At 33.8% G+C, this 17628-nt stretch carries 22 protein-coding genes, 1 tRNA gene and 1 pseudogene; all 24 read left to right on the plus strand.

Annotated features, from left to right (window positions below):
• Positions 1–7 precede the first annotated feature (7 nt).
• The 24 genes and pseudogenes from CACET_RS07140 (at position 8) to CACET_RS20790 (ending at position 17312) form a co-directional block, all read left to right on the plus strand.
• Complete coding sequence (locus CACET_RS07140; protein WP_044823691.1) at positions 8–1267, plus strand: DUF4349 domain-containing protein; 1260 nt, start codon at positions 8–10, stop codon at positions 1265–1267.
• Between the two features lie 25 nt (positions 1268–1292).
• A complete protein-coding gene (locus tag CACET_RS21085) occupies positions 1293–1421 on the plus strand; it encodes a hypothetical protein (RefSeq protein WP_278287096.1) in 129 nt (42 codons plus the stop codon).
• Positions 1394–4084 carry a DNA polymerase I gene (gene polA, locus CACET_RS07145; RefSeq protein ID WP_044823692.1) on the plus strand — a complete coding sequence of 897 codons (2691 nt, stop codon included), beginning with the start codon at positions 1394–1396 and terminating at the stop codon, positions 4082–4084. The genes CACET_RS21085 and polA overlap by 28 nt, the downstream gene beginning before the upstream one ends.
• Before the next feature lie 15 nt (positions 4085–4099).
• A complete protein-coding gene (coaE, locus tag CACET_RS07150; protein WP_044823693.1) occupies positions 4100–4699 on the plus strand; it encodes a dephospho-CoA kinase in 600 nt (199 codons plus the stop codon).
• Positions 4700–4716: 17 nt separating this feature from the next.
• The gene (locus tag CACET_RS07155; RefSeq protein WP_082058135.1) at positions 4717–5289 is read left to right on the plus strand and encodes a lytic transglycosylase domain-containing protein; all 573 of its coding nucleotides are present in this window, start codon (positions 4717–4719) and stop codon (positions 5287–5289) included.
• 108 nt (positions 5290–5397) lie between these two features.
• Entirely contained in the window at positions 5398–7023 is a 1626-nt protein-coding gene (locus tag CACET_RS07160; RefSeq protein ID WP_044823694.1) for a peptide ABC transporter substrate-binding protein, read from the plus strand.
• Positions 7024–7260: 237 nt separating this feature from the next.
• Positions 7261–7345, plus strand: a tRNA-Leu gene (locus CACET_RS07165).
• 190 nt (positions 7346–7535) lie between these two features.
• A complete protein-coding gene (locus CACET_RS07170) occupies positions 7536–7730 on the plus strand; it encodes a YwbE family protein (protein WP_044823695.1) in 195 nt (64 codons plus the stop codon).
• Positions 7731–8269: 539 nt separating this feature from the next.
• Positions 8270–8827, plus strand: a complete 558-nt coding sequence (locus CACET_RS07175; RefSeq protein ID WP_341412210.1) for an RNA polymerase sigma factor — start codon at positions 8270–8272, stop codon at positions 8825–8827.
• A complete protein-coding gene (locus CACET_RS07180; protein WP_044823697.1) occupies positions 8824–9876 on the plus strand; it encodes a hypothetical protein in 1053 nt (350 codons plus the stop codon). Before CACET_RS07175 ends, CACET_RS07180 begins: the two co-directional genes overlap by 4 nt.
• Positions 9877–10196: 320 nt before the next feature.
• Positions 10197–10412: a hypothetical protein gene (locus CACET_RS07185; protein WP_044823698.1), complete on the plus strand. Its 216-nt coding sequence runs from the start codon at positions 10197–10199 to the stop codon at positions 10410–10412.
• Positions 10413–10482: 70 nt separating this feature from the next.
• Positions 10483–10677, plus strand: a complete 195-nt coding sequence (locus tag CACET_RS07190; protein WP_044823699.1) for a hypothetical protein — start codon at positions 10483–10485, stop codon at positions 10675–10677.
• 27 nt (positions 10678–10704) lie between these two features.
• The gene (locus tag CACET_RS07195; RefSeq protein ID WP_044823700.1) at positions 10705–11442 is read left to right on the plus strand and encodes a tetratricopeptide repeat protein; all 738 of its coding nucleotides are present in this window, start codon (positions 10705–10707) and stop codon (positions 11440–11442) included.
• 410 nt (positions 11443–11852) lie between these two features.
• A pseudogene (locus CACET_RS20900) lies at positions 11853–11939 on the plus strand (IS3 family transposase); the annotation flags it as partial.
• Between the two features lie 315 nt (positions 11940–12254).
• On the plus strand, positions 12255–12440 hold the full coding sequence (locus CACET_RS07200) for a hypothetical protein (protein ID WP_044823701.1): 186 nt from the start codon (positions 12255–12257) through the stop codon (positions 12438–12440).
• 121 nt (positions 12441–12561) lie between these two features.
• A complete protein-coding gene (locus CACET_RS20425; protein ID WP_158386003.1) occupies positions 12562–12726 on the plus strand; it encodes a hypothetical protein in 165 nt (54 codons plus the stop codon).
• A gap of 90 nt (positions 12727–12816) precedes the next feature.
• Positions 12817–13512 (plus strand): hypothetical protein, encoded by a 696-nt coding sequence (locus tag CACET_RS07205; protein WP_044824056.1) that lies wholly within the window; start codon positions 12817–12819, stop codon positions 13510–13512.
• A gap of 185 nt (positions 13513–13697) precedes the next feature.
• Positions 13698–13931: a DUF6897 domain-containing protein gene (locus CACET_RS07210; protein ID WP_242849930.1), complete on the plus strand. Its 234-nt coding sequence runs from the start codon at positions 13698–13700 to the stop codon at positions 13929–13931.
• 127 nt (positions 13932–14058) lie between these two features.
• Complete coding sequence (locus CACET_RS20430) at positions 14059–14226, plus strand: PF20097 family protein (RefSeq protein ID WP_242846893.1); 168 nt, start codon at positions 14059–14061, stop codon at positions 14224–14226.
• Between the two features lie 212 nt (positions 14227–14438).
• Entirely contained in the window at positions 14439–14603 is a 165-nt protein-coding gene (locus CACET_RS20435) for a hypothetical protein (RefSeq protein ID WP_158386007.1), read from the plus strand.
• A 113-nt stretch (positions 14604–14716) separates the two neighbouring features.
• On the plus strand, positions 14717–15388 hold the full coding sequence (locus tag CACET_RS07215; RefSeq protein ID WP_044823702.1) for a hypothetical protein: 672 nt from the start codon (positions 14717–14719) through the stop codon (positions 15386–15388).
• Between the two features lie 64 nt (positions 15389–15452).
• On the plus strand, positions 15453–15617 hold the full coding sequence (locus CACET_RS20700) for an SHOCT domain-containing protein (protein WP_169747284.1): 165 nt from the start codon (positions 15453–15455) through the stop codon (positions 15615–15617).
• Positions 15618–15673: 56 nt separating this feature from the next.
• Complete coding sequence (locus tag CACET_RS20785) at positions 15674–16186, plus strand: recombinase family protein (RefSeq protein ID WP_052661248.1); 513 nt, start codon at positions 15674–15676, stop codon at positions 16184–16186.
• Positions 16187–16253: 67 nt separating this feature from the next.
• A complete protein-coding gene (locus CACET_RS20790) occupies positions 16254–17312 on the plus strand; it encodes a recombinase family protein (protein ID WP_052661249.1) in 1059 nt (352 codons plus the stop codon).
• Positions 17313–17628 lie beyond the last annotated feature (316 nt).

The raw sequence follows: 17628 nt of genomic DNA on the forward strand, positions 1-17628 counted from the left end.
GGATAAAATGGATTGTAAAAATATAGATAATTATATCTCATCTTATATAGATGGCTATCTTACAAAGCAGGAAAAAGAAGATTTTGAAAAACATATAAATCAGTGTGAAGCCTGTAAAGCTCAATATGACAACTTAAACCTTATATTAGACTGTGTTCACGAAATAGAAGAAGTACCCTTACCTAAGAATTTTACGATGCAATTAGGAGAAAAGCTAAGGGAAGAAGCTGTTAAGGATGAAGAAAGTACAGATAGCAGTCTTGATCTAAAGAAAAAAGATATATCTAAAAAGCCCTTTAAAAAATGGAGAGTTATAGGGGGGATCGCTGCTGGCTTGTTGATTATGACAATGTCTGCTACAATGTTGAATAATTTTTCTACTAAATCTTCTAGAGATTTGATAAATGAAGAAGCTGACGCTGGTATGGTGATGACAGGATCTAGAGAGGAAAGTGCTCCACAAACCTTTGGAATGAATAGAAATACGATGGCTGTAGAAAAGGAAGAACAAATGTTAGACTTTCATCAGGAAACTTTAGATGGTACCATAACTACCGCTGAAGCCTTCCGAAAAGTTATCCAAAAAGGACGTATCACACTACAGGTAGAAAACTTCGAAGAAGTACATGAAAAAGTTTTGACATTGGTAGAGTCTACAAATGGTTATGTGCAGCACAATGACGTGTATTACCACTTTTTCCATCGGGAAAATCCAGAGGAATCTTTAAAAAGTGCTGCTATGGAGCTGAAAATACCTAATAAGCAGTTTAATAATGTATTTGCAGAGTTGAAAGCGCTAGGCAATGTGGTGGAGGAAAATACTTCTGCAAAAGATATTACAGAAAGCTATATGGATATTGAAAATCAGGTAAAAAACCTACAGGTTCAGGAAGAAAGATTAAGAACCATTTTACAGCAAGCAGAGAAGGTAGAGGATTTATTACAGATAGAAAATGAACTGAATAGAATAAGAACTGAGATTAATCATTTAACTGGTACCCTGAAAAACTATGATCATCTTGTGGATATGTCTACTATAAGCTTGAATATTACACAAGTTAGAGATACAAGTGTAGCAATACAATCTATTAATGAAGGATTATGGAGTAGAGGTAAGAATAGCTTTATTCACTCTATCAATCGTATGTTGATTTTGTTTGAAAGATTATTTGTTGTCTTTTTAGGCATGTTACCACCCCTCATGTTATTAGGGATCTTCGCACCATTAGGTTATTTTTCCTATAAAAAACTTTTAAAGAGAAAATGAGTTCCTTAAAGGAGCTCATTTTTTTATGGGGTATGCTAATACTATTGAAGAGATTCATTACAATTTTACTATGGTGGGAATACATGTTAAAATGTTTATAAAGATAGAAGGAAGGGAAGAAAAAGTATGGAAAAAAAACGTATTGTTATTATAGATGGGAATAGTTTGATCAATAGAGCATTTTATGCACTGCCACCCTTAACTACAAAGGAAGGGCAACATACTAACGCTATTTATGGTTTTATGACGATGTTATTTAAGGTTATAGAAGAGTATCATCCACAGTACATAGGCGTGGCTTTTGATAAAAAAGCACCAACTTTTCGCCATAAAGAATATGGAGACTACAAAGCAGGAAGAAAAAAGATGCCTCCAGAGTTGGCAGAGCAAATGGAGCCATTAAAAGAGGTGTTAGATGCTCTTAATATCTATAGAATAGAAATCGAAGGTTTTGAAGCAGATGACTTAATTGGTACTTTAGCTAAATACTGTGAAGGGCAGGATTTTGAAAGTCTTATTGTAACCGGAGACAGAGATGCACTGCAGCTTACCTCTTCTAGTACAAAGGTTCTTTTTACTAAAAAAGGTATTTCTAGCTTAGAAATTTATGATGATCAAAAAGTGGTGGAGGATTTTGAAGTAACACCTTTACAGTTTATAGACTTAAAAGGGCTGATGGGGGACAAGTCTGATAATATCCCGGGAGTACCAGGGGTAGGGGAAAAAACAGCGGTGAAATTAATCAAGGAATTTGGTTCTATAGAAAACCTAGTACAAAATACCGAAAAAATCTCTGCTGCGAAGCTGAGAGAAAAAATTGAGACCAATATACAACAGGCTATTTTAAGTAAGCGATTAGCCACTATTGTCACTGATGTTCCGGTGGAAATTCAAGTAGAAAATCTAAAGGTGGAAGAGTTTCAAAAGGAAAAGGTGTTGGAGGTTTTTAGTAAGTATGAATTTAATACTCTAATCAACAAATTGGTAGGGGCACAGAAAGAAGAAGATATTAAAGAGGATTACCAAGAAGAGAGTAGTGTAGATGTCATTGATATAAAAGGTTTTGAAGCACTAAGTCAGATGATACAACAAGTCCAAGCCAATAGACAAATACTATTAAAGTCAATAACAGAAGAAAAAAATATTGTTAATAATAATATTATTGCTATAGGAATAGGTATTGCTGATGGTAAGCACTACTACATAGATTTAAGAGATTTTGAAGATAAAGATAAAGTAATACAGCAGTTAAAAACCTTATTAGAAGAAGAATCTATTGAAAAAATAAGTCATGATGTAAAAAAAGAACTACTACACTTTTATCCCTATGAGATTCAAGTAAAGAACTTTGTTTTTGATACCATGATTGGAGAATATTTAGTAGATCCCTCTAAGTCGAGTTATAGTATAAAAGAACTGGCGGCACAATACTTCGGAGAAAATTTACTGGATGAAGAAGAATTAACAGGAAAAGGCAAAGCTAAAGTAGAGATAGCAGATATACCTAGAGAAAAGCTAAGAAAGTACTTATGTCAGCAGGTGAAGGTGAGCTATCGTCTAAAGAATCTGCTTGAAAAAAAGATAGAAGAACTACAGCTAACAGAACTGTATTATCAGGTGGAATTGCCGCTGACAGAAGTGTTGGCCTCTATGGAATTTAGAGGGATTAAAGTAGATAAGCATATGTTGGAGAATTTGAAAATAGAATTTAAAGATAAGGTCGATCAACTAACAGCAGAAATTTATGATTTGGCTGGTGATGTCTTTAATATTAATTCCCCTAAGCAATTAGGAGAAATTTTATTTGATAAGTTGCAGCTACCTCCTATCAAGAAAACAAAAACAGGTTATTCTACCAACGTAGAAGTATTAGAGAAGCTTTATGATAAACATATTATTATACCAAAAATCTTAGAATACAGACAGGTGACAAAGCTTAAAACCACTTATATTGATGGGCTGTTAAACATTATCAACCCTATTACAGGAAGAATCCACTCTAGTTTTCATCAGACGGTAACTACTACTGGCAGGATTTCCAGTACAGAACCTAATTTGCAAAATATACCTATAAAATTAGAGATGGGAAGGGTTCTTAGAAAAGTATTTCGAGCAGAAGAAGGATACAAACTTATCGATGCGGATTACTCACAGATAGAATTAAGGGTATTAGCACATATTTCTGAGGATAAAAATCTTTTAGAATCCTTTCTAAAGGATCAAGATGTACATACCAGAACAGCATCAGAGATTTTTAATGTGCCGCTTGAGGAGGTTACATCTTCAATGAGAAGTAGTGCAAAAGCTGTAAACTTTGGAATTGTTTATGGTATAAGTGACTTCGGATTGGCAGAAAACTTAAAAATTTCTAGATATGATGCAAAAAAATATATAGACAGCTACCTTGAGAAATATGCTTCTGTTCAAAAATATATGGAAGAAGCAGTGAAAACAGCAAAAGAAAAGGGTTATGTATTGACTTTGCTGAGTCGCAGAAGGTATTTGCCAGAGATTCATTCTAGAAACTTTAATATCCGATCTTTCGGAGAAAGAGTAGCTATGAACACACCTATTCAAGGAAGTGCTGCGGATATTATAAAAATAGCTATGGTAAAGGTATATAGAAGATTACAAGAAGGAAACTTTAAGTCAAAGTTAATTCTACAGGTGCATGATGAATTAATGGTTGAGGCTATAGATGAGGAATTAGAAAAAGTATCTAGCATAGTAAAAGAGTCTATGGAGGAAGCTATGAGCATGAAGGTACCGCTAAAAGTAGATTTAGCTTATGGTCAGACGTGGTATGATACAAAATAAGGGGTCGTTTCAAAGATGAAGATCATAGGATTGACTGGTGGCATTGCCAGTGGAAAAAGCACTGTATCTAAGATATTAGAAAATTTAGGGGCTGTAATTATAGATGCGGATATAATAGCAAGGAAAATTGTTGAAAAGGGTAAACCAGCCCTCAAAGATATCGTGGCATACTTTGGAGAAGAAGTACTATTAGAAAATGGGGAACTAAATAGAAAAAAGCTGGGAAGTATTGTTTTTAAGGAACCTTTAGCTTTAAAAAAACTAAATGAAATTACTCATAGTAGGATTAAAGAGGAAATACTGAAAGAAATAAATTGGTATAAACAATATCAGCCTAATCATGTTATAATAGTAGATGCTGCTTTATTGATAGAGACAAATTTAAAGGATATTGTAGAAGAAGTTTGGCTTGTAGTAGTATCAGAAGAACAGCAGAAACATAGGCTTATGGAACGGGATCAACTAACAGCCAAGGAAGCAGAGGATCGTATCACGGCTCAAATGGCTATAGGTGAAAAGTTGTCCTATGCCCATAAACTCATAAGTAACCAGGGGAGTTATGAGGAATTAGAAAAACAAGTGAAAAAAATATGGGAGATGATGGAAAAGACATAGTTTTGGAGGGATTATTTTTGCTAATTATTCTATCAAAAAAATTTATGCGTTTTATTGCAACTATCTTCTTTATCATTGTGATAGTAGTTGCCCTTCAAAATGGAAGATGGTTAATCAGGATTGTTTATCCAATGCATTATAGAGATCTTATTGAGAGTCACGCCCAAGAGTATAATGTTGATCCTTATCTTGTGGCGGCGATTATACGCAATGAAAGTAAATTTAATCCCAATGCCATATCTAGGAGAGAAGCTAGAGGATTGATGCAGATTGCTCCTATAACGGGGCAATGGGCTTCAGAAAGACTTGCTATTGAAAACTATCATGAGGAAATGCTCTATGATCCTGATTTAAATATTAAGATAGGTTGTTGGTATCTAGATATATTGCATAAGGAATTCGATGATAGTCTAGAACTGATTGTTGCTGCCTATAATGCGGGAAATGGAAATGTGACAAAGTGGCTACAAAATCCACAGTATAGTAAAGATGGTAAGACTTTGGATGAAATTCCCTTTGGTGAAACAAGAATCTATCTTAAAAAAGTCCTTAGAGATTACAAAATTTATCAATGGGTTTATAGAAAGTAAATGAATTTGATTATAAAGTTTCAACATAAAAATAAGGTGTAAAAGCCTTGTTTTTTTGATATAGTAGTAAATGTAGTTTGAAATAGTTTTATGAAGGGAGGGCATTTCATGGGTATAAAAAAATATTTAGCGATATTTTTAATAATCACAATGGCTTTCTTGATGATGGCCTGTGATACAGAAGAAGTAGAAGAGCAATTGGAAGATGAAGAAGAAATCATAGAAAACTATGAACCAGCTGATGGAGGGACTTTAAAAGTATCTGTTACTAGGTTTAATACTTTAAATCCAATTTATAATAGTAAGTATAGTTTATTTCAGCTACAACATTTAATCTACGAAGGTTTGCTGACCTTTGATCAAAACATGAATGTGAATCCTTTGCTAGCGGAAAGCTGGAGAATTGCTGAAGATGGTCAAAGCCTTGAAATGACTCTGCGGCAAAATGTTACTTGGCATGACGGTACCCCCTTTACAGCAGAAGATGTGATTTTTACTATTAATTTAATTAAAGGTAACATAAGAAATGCTACTGCCACCTCTACTTTTAGGCAAAGTCTACAACTAGTGTCTGATGTAAAAGAAGTAAGAGAAGGGATTATTCTTATCAACTTCTCTAGACCTATTAGCAATAATTTAGAGATGATGACTTTTCCTATTTTGCCCCAACATTTATTTGAAGGAAATAATATAAGTAAAATAAATGCTACGGATTTTCCTATAATTGGTACTGGTCCTTATCAACTAAAAGAGTATGAGACGATGAGAAGCATTAAATTAATGAGAAATAGTAACTACTGGGGACAAAAACCTTATATTGAGGAAGTGCAGGCGGTGATTGTTCCAGATTTGGAAGCACAACTAGCGGTTTTTGAAAATGGTGACATTGATCTAGTACAGCCAACATCCATTGATTGGGCAAAATATACAGAGAACAGAAGGATGAAAGTATATGAGTATGTTTCCCATGACTATGAATTTTTAGGTTTTAACTTCAGAAATCCTCTTTTGCAGGACAAAAATATAAGACAAGCCATCGCCTATGGTATTGATCGACACAAGCTAATCAATAATATTTATTTAGGACACGGCACTGTAGTAGATGTACCCGTATATCCTTTATCAGGCATCTATGATGAAGCCAGTCTGAGATATGGCTACAACTCAAATCAAGCACTAGAACTATTGAATAACAGTGGATATTCCTATCATGGGCAGGATAATATCCAATCTAATGAAAATGGTAACCCCTTAATCTTTACCTTGATCACCAATAAAGAAAATATTTTAAGAGAAAAAACTGCTTTTTTTATTGAAGATGAGTTAGAGAAGCTAGGTATAAAAATAAATGTTGAGATATTAGAATGGGAAGAGTACAATGAAAGGATCAATAGAGGCAACTTTGACCTAATGTTGGGGGGATGGGAGCTGTCTTATCTTCCAGATCTATCCTTTGCTTTTCATTCTTCAAGGGTAGGGGGAAGCAATTTCATTTCCTATAGAGATGAGGAAATGGATCAACTTATAGAAGCAAGTCTTAGAGCTACGGCCCCAGTAGAAAGACAGCAAGCCTATAGTGACTTGCAGCAACATATTGTAGAAGAACTACCTTATGCCAGTTTATTTTTTAGAAATGGTGCTATTGCAGTAAGAGATAGAATAAAAGGAGATTTTGCACCAAACAATTATAATCTATTTAATGGAATAGAAGGTTGGTTCATCAATACAAAATAGTAGTTTACTTCAGTAGAAAGTTACATTTATGTAGCTTCCTACTGAATATTTTCTTTTTATAAGTCAATACTGATTAGATAGTTGACACGTACTAAGAATCATATTATAATGGATAAGCGTGATAACTTAAAGAAATATGCGGATGTGGGGGGAACCAGTAGGCCCACTATCTTGTGATGATAACTGCTGGGGGATACCCTCATAAATGTATTAGAAAAATCAGCACAATCAATATAGGCGGTAGTGCTGGAATCGGCAGACAGGCACGTTTGAGGGGCGTGTGTCAACAGACGTATGGGTTCAAGTCCCATCTACCGCACCAAAAAACTAACTACCTGATAAGGTAGTTTTTGCTTTTTAATAAGTACTAATTATAGGAGTGTTTTTAGTATTTTAGGGAGGAATTATCTGTAATGTAAGATAATTTTTAGCAGACAGAATATCGTTCCTCATACACAGCATGTGGAATCGGTGGTAAAGTCATATCGGAAGTAAAGAAAGAGGGCAATAATATGGATGGAACTATACGAGAAAATATTAAGCAGGGTACAAAAGTAAGAGTTGTACAAAAACAGGATCAACGCTCTGGAAAACTAACAGAAGGTGTAGTTTTAAAAGTTCTTACAAACTCCCAGACGCATCCTCATGGTATTAAAGTGATGCTGGAGGGTGGGGTTGTTGGTAGGGTTAAGGAAATATTAAGTTGAAAATTTAGGTATAGTAAAGGGCATCTGCTTAGGTAGGTGTTTTTTGTTATGGTTAATTTGATTTTTAGGCAAGGGAAATCTGAACTATTTAAGTGGGGATGCACGTGATTTTTGTATGATACGGAGCCTAGTTTATAGGATATCAAGTCGACCTTGCGGATATACATGCTAATTTACGAATAAGACTTCTTTTAAAAAAGGAAGATTTATAGGGAATGCATATCTATCTCTCTGACAAAGAGATTATAGCACGATGTTTAGAAATTTTAACTGTAAGTGTCACTAATTCATCTAAGCGATAGATTTAAATTGTCAAAGAACATTCGGGTGTGTATTTCAATCCTATCCCATATATTTATCTATACATATTATTTGCGGTTGTTCCCGGAACCAAACAAATAAGAAAGCTTTTTGAGGGGACAAAAGGTTGTGTAGGAGTAGGGATTTCGCAAAATAGAGCAATTTTTTAAAAATTTGATGTAATGTTTTGCTTTTAATCAGTAGTACATGAGTGAGATAGAAAGGAAGGTGATGTAATATTGCTCGATAATGAAATCATTGACTTGTTCTATGAGCGCTCGGAGCAGGCAATCATGGAATTATCAAAAAAATATGGCTCAGTATGTAGAAAAGTCGCCAGAAATATTTTGAACAACGATCTTGACGCAGAAGAATGTGTCAACGACTCCTTTTTAGGAGCATGGAATAGTATACCGCCTCAAAACCCAAATCCTTTGCTGACATATATTTGCCGTATTGTCCGAAACCTCTCGGTCAAAAAATATCATAAGAACACTGCTCTTAAGCGAAATAGTTTTTATGATGCTACATTGGATGAGTTGGAGGATTGTCTTGCGTCGCCGGTCAATGTAGAAACGGAATTAACCGCAAAGGAATTAACGCTGCTATTAGATAGTTTTCTTGATACCTTAGATAAAGAAAATCGCATGATGTTTGTGCGCCGCTATTGGTATTCAGATTCCATAGCTGATATTGCAGTAAGGTTTCAGTACAGTAGTAACAATGTTACTGTCCGTCTTTTCCGTACTCGGAACAAATTACAAATTTATTTACGAAAGGCAGGTTTTGAAATATGAAGCGTGAAGATATTTCACATGCTGTCGGGAATATCAGCACTCGGCATATACAAGAAGCTGCGAGCTATTCGCCGCAAAATATTTCTTTTGCACCCAAACGGTTTTCCGCAAATAAAATAGTTGTGTTGGTTGCTTCTGTTGCTCTATTTTTTACTCTTGCTGTACCTGCACTGGCGGCAGCAGATGTGCAAGCAGCTTATGAAATCCTGTATGCGGTATCTCCGAAAATTGCTCAGGAACTCAAACCGGTAAGGCTGTCCAGCGAAGATGGCGATATAAAGATGGAAGTCATTTCTGCCTATATCAAGGGTGATAAAGCCTATATATACATTTCTATGCAAGACATGACCGGCGAACGAATTGACGAAACAACCGACCTATATGACAGCTATAGTATCAATCGTCCTTTTTCCAGTAGCGCAACCTGTGAGAGGATAAGCTATGATGAAGAAACCAATACAGTAACTTTTTTGATTAGCATCACACAATGGGGGCAAAAAGAAATTGGCGGAAAAAAAATCACATTTACAGTTGATAAATTTCTTAGCAACAAGCAGGAATTCCATGATAAAATTTCACAGATTGATTTAAATACAGTAAACCTCTCTCCGCAGACGCAGAGCGATGTGAATGTGAGAGGTTGGAGTTTTAGTGGCAATATCAGCGAAAAGCCGGAATACATTGACTATTTAACGGCAACTTCCGAAGGATCTTTTTCTCCAGTGGACGGTGTCACTGTTACAGGTATTGGCTTTATTGCTGAAAAGCTCCACGTTCAGGCATATTATGAGAACATCCTTGAAACTGACAATCATGGTTATGTCTATTTAGTGAACGCTGACGGTGACGAAATTAGAAGTGAAGCCTCTGTTGCCTTTTGGGATTCAGAAAGGAGCGGAAGTTATCAAGAATATATTTTTGATGTTTCACCTAATGAAATCAATAATTACGAACTCTACGGTCATTTCTGGACTTGCAACTCTTTAACAAAGGGAGATTGGCAAGTAACATTCCCTATTGAATACGAAGATATGACGGTAACACAGTAAAGTTTTGGTATGAAGATCAAGCATATTCCTAAAAAACACTTCAAGAATGTAATGGCACACTTAAAAGTAAGGAAACGGTAGAATAGGTTACTATCGCTTTGGTTTTAAAAATTCCCTGAAAGGCAAACTTCTTCTTGTCCTAATTTTCCTTGTAAGGCTTTATATTACCTAGAGTGGTAGTATTATTAATCCTACTGAAAATGTAAAGCCAACGCAGGCGAAGCAATAAATGGATGAAATGGATATATATTTCAACTTTACTTTTAGGCAGTGTAGAGGTAATGTACTACCTAACCAAGTATGGAAAGGTGGAGATTTCGATGACAAAGCTAAAACTGAATATCATGATGGAAGGAATCATTGCTACAGAAGTTGAGAAGATATATGTGCTGGGATGGGAAGATGCTCAAGAGGATATTCAAAGGATTATTGATATGGTAAATGATCTAGAAATGTTTTGGGATGAGGATGGAAAACTTACTGGTGTAGACTGGGGCATGACGATAGCGGAAACAGTAGAAAAAGCTAGGGGCTGAGAAATCGGCTCTTTTCCTTTTGATATACTATCTATGATATAATTATCTAAAAAACATAAGAGGTGTTTCTATGGAAAATAATCATTGTCCAAAATGTGGATGCAAAGAAATTGGGAAAGGAAAATTGTCTGGCCATGCGGTAATGAGACCTATTGATAAGTTCTTTTCTTTGGGATCGGATATTATAGCAGATATTTGTACAGAATGCGGGTACATATTAGAAATGAAAGTAGATCAACCAGAAAAGTTTAAAGGTACAAACTGATTACAATAGGGATAAGGAGATTAAAACATGCTTGTAAGTCGAATCAAATTTATCATTAGTACGTTTATAATAATGCTTACTTTAGCTGTATTGATAAAGAATGTTGTTGTAGCAGGAGTAATTACCTTTATTGTTGTAATTATTGGTTATATTGTTATATCATATGTACGTAGCATAAAAAGAGTTAATTTGATTGAGGAACAATGTGATCCACAGGCTTTTCTAGAAGCTACAGAAAGGCAAAGAAATATAACTGGTACAGATCGAAAAATAAATGCATATTTAAATATTGATAAAGCAGCAGGACTTATTTTAATGGGAGAATTTCAAAGAGCAAAAGAAGTTCTATTTTCAATTGATAAATCTTATTTATCTGCTAAAAATGGTACTTTACTAGCGTATACAATTAATTTGATTTCTTGTCTATATGAATTGGGAGAAATTTCTGAGGCGGAGGAATTATTTGAAACACAGGTTCCAATATTGCCACCAGTTAATAAAAAGATGATTCAAGCTATGAAATTACTTGTTGCAGAAAGATTCTTCTTTTTAAATAGACTTGAAGAAAGTAAGGAGAGTTTTCATCAATTGCTTAAGATGAAAATAAGTAAACGAATACAGTTAGGAATATTATATAGACTAGCACAAGTAAATGAAAAAATTGTAGATACAATATCTGCACAGAAGCAATATAAAGAAGTAGCGGATCATGGTAATAAGTTATGGATAGCAGTACAGGCTAAAAAACAACTAGAGCAGATGTAGAAAGCTTGGATTAAACCACTGAGAAATCCGTTGTAAAAAATTTAGTTAGTATTGATAAAATGAATGAGTTGAATTACTGATATGATACCTCCAAAGTAGACAGTCTAATTAATCAAAATTAGACCAATGTTAATAATACACTTTATCACCTACTGCATCTATGGGCTAGACACCGTCACCCCAATAAAAACAAATGGTGGCGATTAAACAGATACTGGGATTCCAAAGATGGGAAACCTTGGGTATTCATGACTGATGATAATACTCTCATCAACCTTAGGAGAATAAAAATCGTCAGACACCCGAAATTACAAATTTGAAAAACTCCTTTTTCTTTAGTCGAGTATACCAATAGCGTTTTCAAAAGCAAGATCGATGAAGTCCAGATGCAACAAAGCATGTCATAGGTTGGAAAATGTATTGACAACGGCCTGATGGAAGGATTCTTTGGCATCTTGAAAACAGAGATGTTCTATGGAAAATCATTTAACTCTATGGGGTTGCCATTACTACTATTAAGGAGCCTCATCCAGTGAATGTGCAGACCATTGCTTCAGAAATTGCTCTACCTTCATTTGAGAAAATAGATAGTATTTTTATTGCAAAAGTTAATGAAGAATTGTAGGAGTATAAATGGGGGATGGCTCTTAGCAGCTATCCCTTTTTACTTTGTTATGTAGACTCTATTGTTTTTAAATAGTTAATATTTTAAAGGATTTTTAAGTTTTTATATAGAAAGCTATAGTATTGTATATAATGTATTGTGATATATCCTATAAAATGAATTATACAAGGAGAAGAATATAGAAAAAATGAAATCTAATAAAAAGTTAGCTGCTATCAATAGCATTTTTGATGTTGTATTTATTATAACGGCATTGCTTATTGGCTTAAATGTATTTGAAATGAATAATTTCTCAGCGATTTTATTTGTGATTTGGAGTGGACTAAAGATAGTGAGTTTAGTAAGTAAGAAAGTATGCAAACAAAGACAATAAAGCGAGATTAGCTTTATTTAAGGCTAAAGTTGAATGTCGCATCATCTTTTAAAGGTGTAACAGATGAATTTTGCACATTTAAGCTTATTGATTTATCGACTACTTGTAGGGGGAATAACTTATGGAGTATATTCAAGCGGGTTTAGCACTATCAATGGTATTTTTTATAGTTATAGTAATCACAAGAATTTGGATGAAATTCGCAAATCATATTGGGAATACCTTTAGGATAGGAAATTTTTTAATTAAGTTATGGGAAAAAATAAGAAAATTAAGTAATATGTAGTTAAACATTTACTTTATATTATATTTTTAAGACTTAGTAGATTTATAATACGAAACAGTGAATACCTTATTCAAGACAGGAGGTGCTGGTATGAAAAAGAAAATAATAGCGGTTTTCATGATATTTTCGATTATGCTATTGATAGCATGCAATCAAACTCATGATACAAAGGATATTGCTTTAAGCAGTACAACTCAATCAGACCCAGTAGAAAACAGTAAGGTAGAGCAATCAAGAGAGGATTTACTGAACCAACTTGTAAACCAAGACTTCTCTATTCAAGGAGAAAATCTACGCGAGATAGATGACAAAATGATTGTAGATTTTGGGAAAGCATTTGTAAATTTATATAATGGTGCGGTTGCAGAAGGAAAAAAAATATCCTTTGAAAAATATATTTCAAACAAAAATCTGCTTAGGTTTACAGATAAAATGTTGGAACTAACACAAAAACAGGAGTTGCAAGGTCGTAATTTTGTAAATTACGGGTTGAAAAATGAGTTTAAACAAGCTAAATTGCAACATATCGGAGATAATATTTGCTATCTTGAGTTGCCATTCGAATTTGAAGGCTCAGAGATGATATGTAAAATGCTGATAACCACAGAAAATAACCATTTAAAGCTTATTGACCTATACTATGGAATTAAGGATGGAGTGGATACATATGCCACAGGGCATCCTGCGGGCAGAGAGATAAACAATCCTAATTTATGGGAAAACGAAGAATGGGTAAATGGTGTTTTTGATAAATTGGAAGAGTTCGAGGAAAAGATGGGCTCCTAATTTCACAAAAGACTATGAGTATTACCTAAATTGTTTCGTATGGCACACTTTCTTTTTTAGTTGTCACATATGAATTATGTGCAACAGAAGTAGAAAAAGATGTGAGGGAGTGATGTTAGTTGAATCCTGGTATATACGCATCGGTGTTTATAACATTTTTTGTTATTTTTACGCAACAACATGAAATGCGAAAAGCAGTAATGATAAAAAGAAAGAAAAAAAGGGGGTTGAAAAATATAATGAACGAAGTAATCAAAAAGTATATTGGGAAAAGTTGCAAAATAAGCACAGGGTCATTTGGAACAACTATAGTAGGGAAAATAATTGATGTAAATGAAAACTGGATTGAAGTTGAAACTAAAAAAGGCAATGAACTTGTAAATGCAGAATTTATACAGAATATCAAAATAAATTCATAATAGCATAAAGATGCACTCTCTTTTAAATGTGTAGTAACAAATAATTGGATTTGACAATGGAAGAATTGCTTAGAGTGGCTAGTAGTTTTATATAATGCGTAAAGCAGGAGTACAAAGGGTGGGATCAATGAGGAAAGTAGATAATGTAAGTTGTCCTAAATGTGGACAAAAAATGAAAAATGGATACATATATTCTCCACATCAAATAATGTGGGCTGATAATAATAATACTAAAATTACCGCTATAGGAGATGAAACATTAGTAGGTTTGTCAGGATTTAAGATGAAAAAGTAGTAGCTTATAGATGCGAAGCGTGTAAGATTGTTACATTTGAATACGATTCATAAATTTGAAATGAGAGATATCATCTTCTTTAAATGCCATAAATTTACTGAAATAGTCAAATACAGGTTAAAGGAATGGACATACTTGCTTAAAATGTCAGCAGTATATCCATTCCTTATTTTTTTGTAAAAGTTAACACGGATCTTTACTAAAATTTAAATATGAAAGAAAAGATGAGGTTGATGACTGAAGAAAATAAATCCAAAGCTAAAAACATGACACTAATCAAACTTTTAGAGAACATAAAGTTTGGAACAGAAATAAAAGAAATAGGAGACACCATGGAGGTTTCCCCAATCCACGCCTCTATCTATAAGAATAGATGAGACTTCTAAAGATACTCTTCTTTAACACTTCCTATCTAAAGCTCAAATTATCATCAAGGGTTACTGTAATATTTCCAATATCCCAGAAAAGTATAACCATGTAATCGTAGATTATGCAATATACCTATATAAAAATAAAGACAATTCTAGGGAGGATTAGAAGGATAAATTATCCTATTAAAATAGTAGTAGATGAAGAAGTATGTGAGTTTAATACAATTATTGAAGGAGTCAGCTTTGGAATAGACGAAGGAAAATTTATGAATTTACAGGATGGAAAAATCCAAGTAACCCTTCCTGCGGATATTGTTTCAAATAAGATAAGTGTGGATATGCGTTTTATTAAAATGGGTACAGCATGGAAGGTAGTAGGGGTAGATAAAACCAAACTAGGACTTATTACACTGTACTGCGAAAAGAACTCATTCGGAGTAAATGATGATAAGGAAAATGAAATTGCTGATAAAGACAAAATTGTTAATCCAGTAGAAATCGATGGAAATTATAACATCACAATCAATGGAAGTGATATGATTTATTACGGTAGAGAAAGGGAGTTTACTGCAACTGTAACCATTGTTGATACTGGAGAAGTAGTTGAGGATAAAGAGGTTACATGGAGTTTAGGTGCACCAAGTAACAATGCAGCCATTATTAGCCAAGGGGATGGTAAATGTGTGGTGCTAGGTGGAAACACATATGGCAAAGTCAATTTAAAATGTGAATTGGTGGATGATGGTGAAGTTTATAGTATAAAGGAAATAACCATTAGAAGTATATTATAGGTCAAAGGCTCACATTTTTGTGGGTCTTTAATTTTTATCAAAGACTAGGGGGTAGTTATATAGAATGGAATGGGGAAACAAAAGCGTAGTTTATCTATTAAGTGTACATATTTTGAGACAGTTAAGGGATAGAAATCTTATTACAGAAGAAGAGTTTAGAGAGATTAATACAGAGAATAAAAAGTCCTTTCAAATAGCTAAAAATCAAGGAATTCACTTGATTAGTTGATGAATGAATTATATCATTGACACACCCAAAAGAATATATTTGAAGGGATGGATTTTATGGCAAAAGCAGTGATATTAAAACCTACAGAGTATAAGCAGTTCAATGGAAGGTCAAAGAATGAAATAAAAAGAGTAGCAGCCTACTGTCGGGTAAGCACCAATCACGAAGAACAACTTAATAGTTATCAAGCACAAGTATCTCATTATACAGCTCTCATTCAGAATAACCCTGAGTGGGAGCTTATTGAAGTTTTTGCCGATGAGGGGATATCAGGAACCAATTCAAAAAATAGACCTGAGTTTCAAAGAATGATAACGGAGGCTAAAGCAGGAAAGATTGATTTAATTCTTACAAAAACTATTTCAAGATTTGCTAGGAATACAGAGGATGTTTTAAAATATGCAAGGATGTTAAAGGGAATAGGTGTGGCAATAGAGTTTGAGAGAGAAAGAATAAATACCCTAGAAGTTTCAGGGGAGGTCATGATGACCATCTTTAGTTCTTTGGCACAGGAAGAATCAAGAAGCATTTCAGAAAACTCTAGATGGGGTATTGTAAAAGGATTTTAAAGATGGTAAGGTATTTTGCAACACTACTAGGTTCCTTGGATATGATAAAGATGAGAATGGTAATCTAGTGATTAATAAAGAGGAAGCAGAAATAGTAAAAAGAATCTATCAGGAATATTTAGAGGGAAAAAGCTATCAGGCTATCGCAAATGGCTTAGAAAAAGATAAAATACCTACAGTGACAGGTAATAAAAAATGGTGGAATAGTACAGTAACCATAATTCTAACCAATGAAAAATACTACGGAGCATTACTTCAACAAAAGACAGTGACAGTAGATTTTCTAACCCATAAGAGAGTGAAGAATCAAGGCTTTGCAGACCAGTATTTTATAGAGGATAACCATGAAGCCATTATTCCCAAGGAAATGTGGGACAAGGTTCAAGAGGAAAAAGAAAGAAGAGCCTTGCTTAAGAACAATGTAAAAGGAGATAGAGGAAAATACTCCAGCAAGTATCCCTTTAGTGGCAAAGTTATTTGTGGAGATTGTGGGAATACCTTTAGAAGAAGGACTTGGAACAGTAATAATCAAAGCAAGAAAATTGTATGGCAGTGTAAGACTTATATTCACCAGGGAAAAGATGCCTGTTATATGAAGGCAGTAGATGAAGATGTGCTAAAGGATGCTTTTATAAAGGTTCTTAACGATATGCAGGAAAATAAAGAAGGTTTTACAAAGACGCTATTGGAGAATATAGAGAAGGTGCTTAAGAAGAGAGCCAAAGGTGATGAGATAGAAAAAATAGACAAAAATATAGAAAATATAAAGAATGAATTAAAGGCACTGGTAAAACTACAAACCAGTGGGCAAATGGATGGAGAAGTTTATAATGAGGAATATATCAGGATATCTCAAGAATTAGAAGGCTTAAGAAAAGAGAAGGCTAAATTTGAAAGGGCAAATGAGGCTGAGGAGGAATTTAAGGATAGGGTCAAAGAGATTATTGAAATATTGGATAGTATGGACGGATTATTAGAAGAATTTAATGATGAAATATTTAATGCTTTGGTTGAGAAGATAGAAATTCTTGAACCAAGGCATTTTGTTTTTGTTTTGAAGAGTGGGGTTAGGGTAGAAATTAATAAAAGATTGTTAATGATGGAAGGAGTTAAGGAAAAAATGTAAAAATGGAAGAAGTATCTAAGTAAGATGTGAGCATATTTATAAGTTTATGTAGATTTTTTCTTTAAATAGATGTAATTTATTAACAAACTGTGTATATATTGAAATTACTTTCAATACACAAAGGTTGTCTTAAGAAGTTTAAGCATCATAAGTTAACTTGTTGTGCTAATCAACCTCTAATTATTAAGATTGCTTGTTTAAGCGTATTCTGTATTTAGCAGTAAAAAATTAGTGCAGCATTTTGATTACAATTTATATTTAACTAGGACAAAAAGCTAAATTAAAAAGTTTAGGGGAATATGGAATATAAATAAAA

Origin of the sequence: Clostridium aceticum (assembly GCF_001042715.1) — a bacterium.
In the GTDB taxonomy this organism is placed as follows: domain Bacteria; phylum Bacillota; class Clostridia; order Peptostreptococcales; family Natronincolaceae; genus Andreesenella; species Andreesenella acetica.